The organism is Maribacter stanieri (assembly GCF_900112245.1).
Taxonomy (GTDB): domain Bacteria; phylum Bacteroidota; class Bacteroidia; order Flavobacteriales; family Flavobacteriaceae; genus Maribacter; species Maribacter stanieri.
Window position 1 is genome coordinate 658940 of the sequence record NZ_FOYX01000002.1, and the last position, 13743, is coordinate 672682.

At 33.3% G+C, this 13743-nt stretch carries 12 protein-coding genes; 1 reads left to right on the forward strand and 11 read right to left on the reverse strand.

What is annotated here, in order from left to right:
- From BM296_RS13390 to BM296_RS19435, 7 genes are all read right to left on the reverse strand, one after another.
- Window positions 1-1017, reverse strand: coding sequence for a LacI family DNA-binding transcriptional regulator (locus tag BM296_RS13390; RefSeq protein WP_245787018.1), 1017 nt, complete (start codon window positions 1015-1017; stop codon window positions 1-3).
- A gap of 157 nt (window positions 1018-1174) precedes the next feature.
- Entirely contained in the window at window positions 1175-2491 is a 1317-nt protein-coding gene (gene xylA, locus BM296_RS13395) for a xylose isomerase (protein ID WP_394365307.1), read from the reverse strand.
- 10 nt (window positions 2492-2501) lie between these two features.
- Window positions 2502-3989 (reverse strand): xylulokinase, encoded by a 1488-nt coding sequence (locus BM296_RS13400; protein ID WP_091903611.1) that lies wholly within the window; start codon window positions 3987-3989, stop codon window positions 2502-2504.
- A gap of 236 nt (window positions 3990-4225) precedes the next feature.
- On the reverse strand, window positions 4226-4867 hold the full coding sequence (locus BM296_RS13405; protein WP_091903810.1) for a response regulator transcription factor: 642 nt from the start codon (window positions 4865-4867) through the stop codon (window positions 4226-4228).
- A 668-nt stretch (window positions 4868-5535) separates the two neighbouring features.
- On the reverse strand, window positions 5536-7314 hold the full coding sequence (locus tag BM296_RS13410) for a PorP/SprF family type IX secretion system membrane protein (RefSeq protein WP_027067624.1): 1779 nt from the start codon (window positions 7312-7314) through the stop codon (window positions 5536-5538).
- Between the two features lie 66 nt (window positions 7315-7380).
- Complete coding sequence (locus BM296_RS13415) at window positions 7381-8607, reverse strand: TolB family protein (protein WP_091903614.1); 1227 nt, start codon at window positions 8605-8607, stop codon at window positions 7381-7383.
- 156 nt (window positions 8608-8763) lie between these two features.
- Complete coding sequence (locus BM296_RS19435) at window positions 8764-8907, reverse strand: hypothetical protein (protein WP_155941670.1); 144 nt, start codon at window positions 8905-8907, stop codon at window positions 8764-8766.
- A gap of 238 nt (window positions 8908-9145) precedes the next feature.
- Here BM296_RS19435 and BM296_RS13420 point away from each other — a divergent pair, with 238 nt between their 5' ends.
- On the forward strand, window positions 9146-9598 hold the full coding sequence (locus BM296_RS13420) for a ferritin-like domain-containing protein (protein WP_091903616.1): 453 nt from the start codon (window positions 9146-9148) through the stop codon (window positions 9596-9598).
- Between the two features lie 60 nt (window positions 9599-9658).
- Here the strand turns inward: BM296_RS13420 and hpf are convergent, their stop codons facing one another.
- The 4 genes from hpf to BM296_RS13440 form a co-directional block, all read right to left on the reverse strand.
- Window positions 9659-9961 carry a ribosome hibernation-promoting factor, HPF/YfiA family gene (hpf, locus tag BM296_RS13425; protein WP_027067627.1) on the reverse strand — a complete coding sequence of 101 codons (303 nt, stop codon included), beginning with the start codon at window positions 9959-9961 and terminating at the stop codon, window positions 9659-9661.
- A gap of 8 nt (window positions 9962-9969) precedes the next feature.
- Window positions 9970-10368, reverse strand: a complete 399-nt coding sequence (locus BM296_RS13430; RefSeq protein ID WP_091903618.1) for a VOC family protein — start codon at window positions 10366-10368, stop codon at window positions 9970-9972.
- 100 nt (window positions 10369-10468) lie between these two features.
- Window positions 10469-11944, reverse strand: a complete 1476-nt coding sequence (locus BM296_RS13435) for a type III PLP-dependent enzyme domain-containing protein (RefSeq protein WP_245787019.1) — start codon at window positions 11942-11944, stop codon at window positions 10469-10471.
- On the reverse strand, window positions 11919-13736 hold the full coding sequence (locus tag BM296_RS13440) for an FAD/NAD(P)-binding protein (RefSeq protein ID WP_091903620.1): 1818 nt from the start codon (window positions 13734-13736) through the stop codon (window positions 11919-11921). Before BM296_RS13440 ends, BM296_RS13435 begins: the two co-directional genes overlap by 26 nt.
- Window positions 13737-13743 lie beyond the last annotated feature (7 nt).

The following is a 13743-nucleotide window of genomic DNA, read 5'->3' on the forward strand; positions in this document are numbered from 1 at the left end:
TTACTGTAGTTTTTTAGTAGAATCCCTAACCAATAAACTTGTTTTTACAATCTTGGTCTGGTAAGGTAAACTTGGGTCTTTTATTCTATTAATCAATAGTTTAGCTGTAAGCTCACCTATATATTTACCATGCTGGCTTACCATGGTCAATGATGGCGTTACGTATTTTGATAACTGCCCATTGGTGAAACCAATTATTGAAATATCGTTTGGCACATTATATCCTCTTGCTTTCACTACTTCCAAAACTTGTACGGCAATTAATTCATCGATACCTATAATACCATCAATGGTTTTATAATTCAGTAAAAACGACATTAATAGATCTAAATCATCCTTAACTGTAAGATTAATAATCAATTTAGGATCAAAAGGCATCTCAAATTCTTCTAGCGCTTTCTTATAGCCTAAAAGCCTTAATTTCCCTACACTAGAACTAGATATAGGGTTAACTACCGCTATATTTTTACAGCCAATATTAATTAGGTGTTTGGTGATTTTATATCCTGCCTCAAGATCATCTACTACAACTTTATCGCATTGTACGTTGTCTGAAACCCTATCAAAAAGAACTACGGGAATATCGTTATTAATAACATCTATTAAAGCATCGTGTTTGTCTTCATTCTGACTTTCTTCTGCCAATGACATAATAACCCCATCAACAGTTCCTGCATCAAAAAATTCAAGCGTTTTTGTTTCTTTTGCTTTAGATTCGTTACTAATACAGCTAATGATATTATAGCCACTTTCATTGGCTACTTTCTCTATACCATACAGTACTTGGACAAAGAAGTAATTTAATATATTAGGCACAACCACACCAATAGTTTTGGTGCTTCTATTCAATAAATTAAGAGCAAGTCTATTAGGCTTATAGTGCTTTTCTTTTGCGTATGCCTGTATCTTAAGCTTAAGGTCACTACTAATTTCATGACTATCATTAATCGCTTTAGAAACGGTTGAAATAGACACCTTAAAATGACCGGCAATATCCTTTAGAGTTACTTTTTTCATAATTTATAACTACAAAAGAACAGATTTAAATTGACACTTTAAATTATTGGTTAAAGCAAACTGTCCCTAATGGAAAACCAAGGGACAGATTACTTCATATTATATTAATATTATTACCCAAATTTCAACTATTTAAAATAGTCTTAGGGTTGTAAATTTATATGTATTGGTTAATGATATTCTCAAACAATTCTTGCTTACCACTCTGTAATTCCAACTCACCATTTTCTTTGGCTATGTTGTAAAGATCCTTCATATCTAATTTACCATTTTCGAAATCTTTTCCTTTACCTGAGTCAAAAGAACTATATCTGTTTTCGCGTAGTTTATTGTAAGAAGAAGACGAAATAATTTTATCTGCTGTAATCAAAGCTCTAGCAAAAGTATCTGCCCCACCAATGTGTGCATGAAATACATCTTCTAAATCTGTACTGTTTCTTCTTATTTTAGCATCAAAATTAACACCACCACCTTGTAAACCTCCAGCAGCTAAGAATACTAACATAGCCTCTGTTGTTTCTTGAATGTTATTTGGAAACTGATCTGTATCCCATCCATTCTGGTAATCTCCTCTATTAGCATCCATACTACCTAACATACCTGCTTTAGCAGCTACAGCAATCTCATGCTGAAAAGTATGTTGTGCCAAAGTTGCATGATTTACCTCAATGTTCATTTTAAAATCGTTTTCTAAACCGTACTCTTTTAAGAAACCGATTGCAGTAGCACAATCAAAATCATACTGATGCTTCATAGGTTCCATTGGTTTTGGCTCTATGAAGAAGTTTCCTTTAAACCCTTGGCTACGTGCATAATCTCTTGCCATGGTTAAAAACTGACCCAAATGATCAACCTCACGACCTAAATCTGTATTCAATAAAGACATATAACCTTCTCTACCACCCCAGAATACATAGTTTTCACCACCTAAAGCTATGGTAGCGTCTAAAGCCAATTTAATTTGACCACCTGCTCTTGCCAAAACATTAAAATCTGGATTGGTTGCGGCACCGTTCATGTATCTTGGATTTGAGAAACAGTTAGCTGTACCCCAAAGTAATTTCTTACCAGACTCTTGTTGTTTAACCTTCAAGTAATCTGTAATTGTTGCCAATCTCTTTTCTGACTCTGCAAAAGTTGAACCTTCTTGAATTAAATCGAAATCATGAAAACAGTAGTAATCAAATCCTATTTTATCAAAAAATTCAAACGCTGCATCTGCCTTATCTTTAGCAGCTTGTATAGCATCTGATGATTTATCCCACTCAAAGCTTTGTGTTCCAGGACCAAATGGATCTGAACCTTGACCACAGAATGTGTGCCAGTACGCAGTTGAAAATTTAAAATGATCTTTCATGGTCTTACCAGCCACTACCTGATCAGGATTGTAATATTTAAAGGCCATAGGATTATCTGATTCCTTTCCTTCAAATTTAATTTTGTCTATTCCTTTAAAATATTCCTTGTTTGCCATTATATTGATTTTATAAGTTGTTTAAAATTAATTCCAATTCATTTTTCCAAATTGCATATGCATCTTGGTATCCTTTTTTATCTTTTTTAGGGCTGAAGGTCATTACATAATCGTTATCCAATATTGCCTTACCGAAAGCTTCAAAATCGCCCTTATGTAAATTTGCCGCTCTTGCCGCTCCAATTGCCCCAGTGGTATCATAAATCTCAATATCATACCCTATTAAAGTTGCAACTGTATTCGAGAAGATTTCTGAACGAAAAAGGTTGTCGTTCCCTGCACGCATTACATTTACTTTTATACCGTCAGACTCCATAATTTCCATGCCATAAACAAAAGAAAATGCAATACCTTCTAATGCTGCCCTACACATATGACCTTTACCATGATTATTTAAATTAAGGTTTACGATACGAGTACCGACTTCCTTGTTTTTAAGCATTCTTTCCGCTCCGTTTCCAAAAGGAATCATGGTTACACCATCCGAACCTATTGGTACTTCATTCGCCAACGTATTCATCTCTTCGTAAGATTCAACATTAAGATTATTCAACAACCATCTGTATTGAATACCAGCTCCGTTAATACAAAGTAATTTCCCTATTCTTGCTGGTTTTCCTGGAGAATAATTTACATGCGCAAAGTTGTTTACACGAGAGCTTTCTTTTACTGAAAGATTATCTGTTACGGCATACACAACCCCAGATGTACCACCAGTTGCCGCAACTTCACCAGGATTAAAAACATTTAAGGTCAAGGCATTGTTAGGTTGGTCTCCTGCTCTATATAAAATAGGTGTACCAATAGAAAGTCCGCTTTCTGTAGCTCCTTTATCATTGACCTGAGATTGTACTGAAAACGTATCTACAATATCAGGAATCATATTTTTATCCAACCAATAATGTTCTAAAACGATATCAGCAACAGCATCTTCTTTGAAATCCCAAAAAATACCTTCAGATAAACCAGAAACCGTAGTATTTACTACACCAGACAACTTATAGGCGATGTAATCACCAGGAAGCATCATCTTATAAATCTGTGAGTATATTTCGGGCTCGTTTTCTTTTACCCATTTTAACTTTGAAGCCGTAAAGTTTGATGGTGAATTTAGAAGATGTGTATCGCAAGTTTCAGCACCTATTTCTTCATAAGCATTCTGACCTATTGTTACTGCTCTACTATCGCACCAAATTATAGATTTTCTTAAAGGATTACCTTCTTTATCAATAAGCACTAGACCGTGCATTTGATATGATATACCGATACCAGAAATATCGGTTTTATTAATAGAATTCTGTACACATAATTTATCGATACCACTACACACGTAGCGCCACCAATCTTCTGGACTCTGTTCTGCCCAGCCGTTTTTTACAGCTTCCATAGACATTTCTGTCTCAGGTTCCGTAACAACTCCTACACTCTTACCGGTAGAAGCATTTACTAGAGCAATTTTAATAGATGAACTTCCTATATCTAATCCTAAATGGTACATAAATAGTATAAATTGGTTTTCCTGTAATAAGTTAAACCAAAAATAGCTACTATACCATGCAATCGATATTTACCGTACGAAAATTATCGTAAACGCATTTCTTCTATAAATTTACAAACAACAAACAATTACTTCAATTAACTGAATATCAATTAATTACATATTAAATATATTAATCAATATTTCCGAAAAGGTTTTCGCATTACCTGCTGTATAACAAACTACAACCCTTCAATTTAATATTCTTCAAGTTGATTTTGAAGTTGTTCTAATTTAGAAAGTGCCTCAGATTTAGAGTTTACATCTAGTTTTAAATAGATATTCTGAATGTGAAAATTTACGGCACTTGGGGTTACAAATAACTTTTGTGCAATCATCTTATAAGTAGCTCCTTGACATAAAAAATCTACAATTTGATTTTCTCGTTCAGAGAAAAATGCGAATGTCTTTTTATGAAAGTTGCTAATAATTTTCTTTACAATATCATTACTCATCGCAGCGCCTTCTTTTTCCATACTACGCAAAGCATGCTCTAGTTTGTCTAAAGTCAAAGGTTTTGTCAAATAGCCATTTGCTCCTTTCTTGAAAGCATTTTTAATAATGTCGAAATCATTGATTTCACTGAACATTATAATTTTTACTTCCCAGTCTTTCTTTTTAAAGAGCTTGATAGCATCTACACCGTTCATGTCATCTAAATCTATTTCAGAAAGTACAATATGCGGTTTTGTAAACTTGAAATCTTTTATAGCATCTTTAGCAGAAGTATAGCTACCTACCACTTCATATCCTTCGATATCTTCAAAGTGATTTTTATATACAGAATGTAACGATGTATCTTTTTCTAATAGTATTATTCTAATGTTTGAATTTTTCATAATCTCCATAGTTTTACAGCTATCATTCTAATTACAGAACAATAACTAAAGTTATTTTTGAGTATTTACAATACTAGAATAACTAAACAATAGATATGTACTGTGACCAAATAGTATAGACTATAGGTTCATATTTACATATATAATGGCAACTATTGCCCTAAAGAACAACCAGAAAAAAAGATTGTACTTCAACTTTGTTCAGTCATAAATTTAAATCAAAAACGAATTTTCGCTAGTGAATTAATTTGTAATACTGAGGCGTTTGCCAAACTTTGGATTAATGAGATTTCTTAACAGTAAAAAAATAGAAATCTTATGTATAATAAGATGGGTTCCGGAACTGGAATTACGTAGGTTAAATTCATTCATGGTTGTGGGGGGATTTGGGGTTATACAATTGGGTTTGAATCTATTTGGTGATTGAAATATAGATATTATTGTAATATACCCGTTGAAAACCTAGAAATTTTCGTTCAAATACCAAGTTTTCTTAAAAAATAAGGTAATTCATCGATAGTTAACATAAAGTTAAAATCGAGAATCACCATTTTTGTAAATGTAAAAATAAAGGAGGGGACCCAATTATCCCCCCGGATAATACCCCTCCTTTTATTGACAATTCAAATCAACCATAAAACCGTAAAAATTAATGGCTTTTAAATTCGTTACTCTCTTGTTATATAATCATCTTCAAAAGTATTAGACGCAGTAGCCGTTGATTCGTTTACTTGCATAATCCATTTCTCTTGATTGTATTTTCCATTTAAATCTGTACTTGCTGCCATTTGGGCATCATTCTTATAATCGTAGTCTGCTAAATACACGTAATACAGACCGTTTTCTTTATTGTAAAATTGTTTTGGATCTAAACCTTTCTCTTTTAATTCTTTCATAAATGCATTCATGTACTTTGTTTGACTATATACATTTGCAATTACATAGTAACCAGAGTTCATATCTATTACATCAGATTCTACCAGCATCTTAACAGGTAATGCTTTAAAGTTATTATTTGTAGATGGTAATTCTTTAAAATTTGCTCTTCTTGAAGAAGTAGTTGTTGCTACCGATGGTGATGATGACGTTGCAGTGGCAAAAGCATCTGCAGGCTCTGTTATAAAGTCCATTGCATCATCATTAATGTCATTAGATGCATAAGATGTATTATCCTCTACACTAAAATCTTGTAAAGAGCTTTTTATCGTCGTATCAATATCATTACGTAACATTCTAACTATTAGTTCAAAACGTTCTTCAAAAGCCGCTATTCGTTGTTCTTCAATAGAGTCTTGACGAAGTATAAGCTCATCTAAAATTATTTTGTTCTCATAAGCCAAGCTACTTTCTGAAACAGATGTAGAAGTATTAGAAGAAGCTTCTTGATTTCTACGACCAGACTTTCTTGCACTATCACGCTCTTCTATTAAGTGAGCAATTTGCTCCTCATAGTTTCGTACTATATTATCTATTTGATTGTCTGATGAATTATCGGCTACAGAGATAGCTAAATCATCATCCTTAAATTTATATGCTAGGGTAATTTCATGATTCCACCCAAGGTTTGCATCTTCACTTGATAAATCTTTCTCCATTAAATATCCTAAAGACATTTTTTCACTTAAGTTGAAACCTACTCCTGCTGCAACACCATATTCTTCATCTACCGTGGTTTGCAACCAACCATAATTTGGTAGATCTAATAATAAAGAACCAAAATAGTATAAACTACCATCTAAGTTTTGACCTACTTGAGCCATTGGCATTAAACGAGCGTCTTCAAAAAGACCCCTTGTATGCTCAAATGAGTGTGTATATTGTACTGATCCCTTTACACTTTTTGTAGACAGGTCAGTTAAAAATTCGTTCGTTGTTTGATTGTACTTTAATAAGTCTTCTGCATAAAAACCAAAATCGAACTTACCTAGCGATAAATTAATTCCTGGCTGTATAGCTATTTTACTTTCTTTTCTTGAGTCTGCAATCTGCGGATCGTCTTGAGCTACAACAATTCTATTCTTATCTAACCCTTGGTTAAAATAAGTAACATTGGTACCAAATGTAAGCACAGATTTTTCTCCTAATTGAACTGATGATGCATAATTGGCATTAAATCCGAACTCTTGAACAACACCAGACCATTGGCTATATACACCAATACCTACTGCGGTATGATCATTTAATTTGTTGCTAAATCCTAGAAAATAGTTTTGGCTATTATCCTCGAATGTTGCAGATTGATTTCTATGAAGGATGTTTAAATATGATTTATTCTCACGCACTAAGGAGAAAGTTGGGTTTATAAAAAAACGATTGAAGAATAATTGATTGTGGTATGTACTACTAGATCCTAAGTTTGCATTGGTTTCTTGACCTTTTACTGTTTGGACAAGGGCCAATAAAAGTAATGCAATAAGAAAACTATTGATTTTTAACGGACTTTCCATAACGATTGATTTTTACGATTAAAATTGAATTTGTCAAATGAATTGGGGGAAATGAATAATGGGTGGTTATTCATCTTCAAATACAGAACTGGAATACTGTGTCTGTCTTTCTGAGTTGAATGCTTCTAAGAAGCGATCGTCTCTATCTTTATCATTAATAGGTTTATCATTTAAATTAAAAGCTACATTCTGTGTACGCTTGCCTTTTGCAATTCTATTAGAAACTACATAACCAGATCCGTCTCCTTGCAATAGGTTAACAGAATATTCGTCATAAGAACTATTAATAGTATTGCCCATGTTTACAGCAAGACCAACGCTACGCTGACCAACTTCTACCATATACACATCTAGACCACCGTACCCTTCTCTACCATCTGAAGCAAATACTAAACTACCGTTTGAGATAGGATTAGGATGAACATCATTCTTAGCGGTATTTACTTTTGAGCCTAAGTTTTTGGCTTGTCCTAACATTCCATTTTTTTGAATGGTAGCTACATAAATATCATATTCACCAAAGGTACCAGGCATGTTTGAGGCAAAGAATAAACGACTACCATCTGGTGAAATAGCAGGATGCTTTGCAGAATAGTCTCCTGGGCACACCGCTACTTCAGTGATTTTTTTCCATTCTCCACCAATTTTATCGGCTTTGTAAATTTTATGAATTTCTTTCTTTTTGGAGAACATACCGGTTACTGGCTTTCGGTATGTTGTTTTGCTGTAGTACGCCGTATTACCGCCATTGGTAAGGGCTACCGGTGGAGCGTATTCACCAATAGTATTTAACGGCTTGGCACTGTTTGAAGCAAATTCTTTTTTTGTTCCTTGGTCATCCCATGGTAAAAAATTTCTTCTATTATTAGATGTTAAACGAGAAGGCACAACGGTGTGCGTCATCTTATAATCGTCTTTTACCAATTCCGTCCAATTCTCATCGGCAATTTCATTCTGGACTTCTTTTCCTAATTGAGATACCGCATGGTCAAACCTCTTCTGATAGCTTTTCTTTAAAGTACCATCTTCAGATATTTCAATTAGCTTACCATACCAGTATAATGCATTCGCATATTTTTTGGTTAGGAAATTGGCATTGCCAAGATCTTCAAAAATTTCAGAATCTGAGTAGCCAAGTGATTTTAACTTTTCATAATTCTCTACTCTATTAGATACTTCAGTAATCTTTTTTTCATGAAAACTGGTTGAAGTGTCATTGTAGGCCAAATCTTGGCCGTAACCCATGGTTGCCATACAGGCAAACAAAAGGCTGATTTTAATTGAATTGTTCATAATACTAGATTTTGGGGATTTAATACTCCAAAGGTCTAGCAATTCATTCAATCTGTTATTAATAAAAATTCATAGGTTTTTGTAAAATTGATAAACCATAGAATTCAAAAAACACTATAACCTATTTAAAATCAATTATATATGTAAATTATTTCTTTATTTTGATACCTGTTTATTTTTTCTTTTATCTGAAATGTAGGTATATCCTAAATATGCAAGCTGCAAACCAACAGCTGCCATTTTCAATTTTCTACTTCTTACTAACATTTTTGCTACTCCAAATAGTGGTGATAGTCCCATAATTTTATTTTTAAAGTTCTCACCGAAAATAATACGAGCTGCTAATTCTTCTTAGCTCTATACACTGAAATAATAAGCGTAAAACAATTAAAAACATAGTGTTTATGGGATATTGCTGTTTAATCAATAAAGCAAAAGTACTATTGTTTATAGTCAATGTTAATGCTGACATACCTATACCTTAGAAGTAGAAATTTTATTTAATCACAGGTGTAAACACCTATTAAAAAATAATATTATGAATACAGATATAGCAAAAATTGAGGATAGTCTAAAGGACTTAATAAGTAAAAATGAAGATGCAATTAAAGGATTCGAAAAAGCATCTGAAAATTCAAAACAAGTAGGAATTAAAAGCTATTTTGAGAAGAAGGTCGTTGAACGTATGCAATTTCTAAGAGAACTTAGAGCTGCTGCTCCAGAATTAGATTTGGGCAGTGTAGAAATTGAAGGTAGTGGTGCAGGAACATTACATAGAACCTGGATGGATGTTAAAGCATTTTTTGCAGAAGATAATGATGAAGCAATGCTAGAAGAAGCCGTAAGAGGTGATAAAGCTGCCATTTTAGATTATGATAAAGCATTGGCAGAAACTATGATGCCACATCGCTTAAAAGAAATTATAAGAGCTCAAAAAGAGCTTTTGCAGAACGATTTGGAAACTACTGAGATTTTAGAAAATCACAGATAAAAATACTCCAACAAAAATTAAAGCCCTTGCAATTGCAAGGGCTTTTTTAATGCCTAATATTTAATAAGCTTTCATTTTATCTTTTCGCTTTTTCAGCTGCCGTTCTAATTCCCTAACCGATTCATTCACCGATTCTTCAAAATTCTCATTGCTGGCTTCTGCGAAAATTCGTGGACCAGGTAAACTTAAACGTATGTTACAGATCATACCTGTTTCATCAGATGATGTATTTTCTTGTTTTAGAAAAACATCTGCTCTAATTATGTCGTCGAATTTATGATGAAGCTTATTTAATTTTTCAGCTGCATAACCTTCTAATCTTGAACTAGCTGTTACGCCGTCATACTCATATATTATATCCATATTACTTTTTATTTATCAACATTAATCATCCACCCAATACCAAAACGGTCTGTACATCTACCAAAGTGTCCCCATTCGCGCTCTCTAAATTCATGATGTACTTGACCACCGCTAGATAATTCTTTAAATAATTGTTTCCCTTCATCTAAATCATTCAAATCAACACTCATGTTAATTTGATTACCATTATTCAATGGAGTATCTGGAGCAGCGTCATATGCCATAAAATGAACTCCTTTTCCCTTTAATTCTGCGTGTTGCAGTTTTTGTCTAAAGGAGGATGGGACATCAATTTTCATATCCTCATATGTTTGTCTGTTTTTTATTTCTGCGTTAAACAGATTTGCGTAGAAGTTTAATGCTTCTTGACAATTGCCGTTGAAGGCTAAATATGCTTGTATTTTCATGATATATTGTTTTGATACAATGTACTCACAACCCGCAATTCATCTTGGCTTAAAACACATTGTTATTGATGCATTTGACAATGCTATTTTAAAGTATTAATTATGAATTTAATACAATCTTATTATCATCAATAAATTGAAAAAACGATAGCTTTTCATTTGAACCCGTAAATATTAAATTAGTTGAAAGCTCAAATAGGTGTGCCTCTGTTTCAAAAAAGTGCATCATATAACCTGCTGTATTTACAAATGCTACATATTCCCCAATTGCCGGTAGTCTAGGTAAGGTAATTTTACGTTTCAACAATACGTCTCTTTCTAAACAATAAGCTCCTGTAAAAAATACATCTACAGACTCTTCTTTCTCCACCTCAGAACTATATAACATAAAAGGGTCTAATAAAAAATCTGCACTAGAACTCATCATTTGGCTCATATTCATTTCTAAACCTACTAGCCATTGTCCTTTGGCATCCTTTTTTCTGTGACTAACTTTTGCGACCGTTATACCAACTTGATCTAATAATGATCTACCCGGCTCAATACGAATTTCTATATCATTCTTAAGTAATAAAGATGCTACCGATAACCCAGATTCCTCATCTATAAAATCGAGTACTTCTTTCAGGAAAGAATTTTTGTTAACCGTATTGAAAAATGGATAGGTATTTAACTTACCTCTTAGTTCACCATCCTCTAGTCTAAATCCTAGACCATTGTTATTAAATGTTATATTATTATTGTTGTTTTCCACTACTGCTTTTTTCAGATTTTCATTGAAGGATACCCATTCGTTTTCTTTTTCCAAATAATTCATTAAAATACCCCCACCAATATCTATAAAGGATAACTCATGTCCCTTATCTTTCAAGGTCGATGCTATTGTAATACTAGCAATTAAACTTACACTACGCTGGTGGGTAGAATACCCATCTAAATGAAAATGCAGCCCCGTAACTTTTAGAAAATCAAAAGTTTTTTGTTCCCCAACATAAGAACCAATAAAATCAACTACCTCATCTACATCAAAACCAAACCGGCTGTACAGCTTTTCTCCATCTACCTCAAATCCGCTTATGCGAAACCCAACATTTGCTATTATACCAATCTCTTTTGCAATAGATTGTGTCAAAATACATTCATCTTCGTTATCTAAAATAATAGGTACGCCATTTTCTATAGCCAATTTAATTTGCGCTTCAGTTTTAATAGCTGCGGTTAGCACGAGGTTTTCTGCATTGCCACCTAAGGACAAAGATTGTTCTAGCTCTTTATAACTTGCAGTATCTACACCTATTCCCGAGGCAAATGCCTGCTTTACCAAACCTTTTGATTTGTTTGCTTTTCTTGCATAAAAAATGCGATACTTTAATCCGTATGACTCAAAAAGTTCCTTGTAATTTTTGCTATTTTCATTGAAAGACGGTAGGTGATGTATGTTTACGGGAGAACCATAACGTTCAATTAACCCTCTTAAAACATCTTGATCATTGAACAGTTCATGCATCCAACTAGAGGTTATTGGTGTCAATTCATTTTTTGGTGCTCCTTTATAATACATTTTCTTCTCTTTCATAATTATCGATTGATCCATCTTTTTTTAAAATTGCTGCAGTAGTCTGTTTCGCCCACCCTGTAGCGAAGTCATTTCTAGTCCTTGATAAGGTGTCATTATCAAATGTTATACCCTCTGTCGGTGTTCCATAAAATGTAATATCTGGATTGATCTGCCCATTTTCGTTTATAGGATTTCCATCATCGTTCAATGCCAAACAGCCCGGTTTATATGAAGTATTCAGTTTATTTTCGTACTCCACAATAAGTTTGTTTCTTTTTAAATTTTGATACAACTCATTCTCAAAGTCTTTTCCTTTTGCTCTAGAAATTGTAGCATTTATATAAAAATCTACCGCTGTTTCTTGTCCGTTTTCAACTTTTAAACTAAAACTGCCACACTCCTCATTTTCGGTAAAACTTGCCGATTTAGCAAAAGAAAAATCTAGTAACCCTGCTTTACACAATGCTACTATTTTTTGCAAATTTTTAACCGGCGGACCGTAAGACAGCCTATTGAACAACCCAAAATAATAGGTGTCAAATTCTTTATGAGACACAGCATCTAAACCTCCAAAACTATACAATTCATTAAAAATTGGACTAATTTTTCTCCATACGGCTACGGCTGCCATGAATGGACTTTTATCTTCTCCTCGTTTTGCTTCTTCTAATAAAAATTCTAAATACACCTGTATAACTACAGATGATAAAACAGGCTCATCTTTAAATGGGTCTACTATAGTTTCCCAATTAAATACAGGGCATTCTGGAAAATCTTCATGAAAAAACTTTACCTGATTTTCTATTACGGTGAAATCTTGATCAAAGTAAAGTTGATGCCCGTGAGAATTGAATAGCGCAGTGTAGAAAGCAAAATAGAACTCTTTTTTAATCAAGGGTAATAGGGTACAATTAAAACTAATTGGTCTATTCTCCTTAAAATTTTCTACTATCGTTTCGCTAAAATATTGAAGTTCAATTTCTGAAGTTGGAGAACCATTTCTTGGTACCATTGGTAAGCCTGTTCTAGAGAAAGGATAAATTTTATAAGGCTCTTTACCAGATGAAATATATTTTAAAACTCCCTTATCGTTCTTTTTAAACTCCCCTCCTCTACCCTCTGTTAATGCAAGAACAGCATCTAAAGCAGTAAGTCCAAATCCTTTAACTGCAACTAAAGAATTAGCTGTTACCGAGCTTAATTTTTCATCAACAGGGTATATAAAATCAATTCTATTTTTATTGTTTATTATTTTGGTTTGTTGTGATTTAAATGAATGATGACCAGTAGTAAATAATATATTTTGACAATCAACCCTAAACTCATTGCCCATATTTCTGTAGCTACCCATTACCAAATATGACTCTTCATTCTTTTCTACGTTTACTACTGAACCTTTGTGGGTTATTACTTTTATATTTTTAGGTAAACTGTCAACAACCCTTTTAAAACAGTGTATAAGATAATCTCCAACAACCTTTCTAGGTGCATAATCTCCAGGTGCAGCTTTGGTGTATCCGTTAATTTTTAACCACGACACAAAATCTGCGGTTTCTTCCACATTTGACATTGGCTCTTCTAATGACCAGCAATTAATGTTTCTATTCGCATAGTTCATTATAAGATATTCCGGTTGATCTGTTCTGTAGACATCTCCTGCCGCAAAGTATTCTGTGGTATTGAAAATATGAATTTCAATACGTTGATAAAATGTATTTTGACTTAAATAAGCCACCAACCTTTCAAAACCATAGAATCCCTTAGGTCCAAAACCTATAATTCCTATTCGATATGTTTTTCTATTCTCCATATAACTT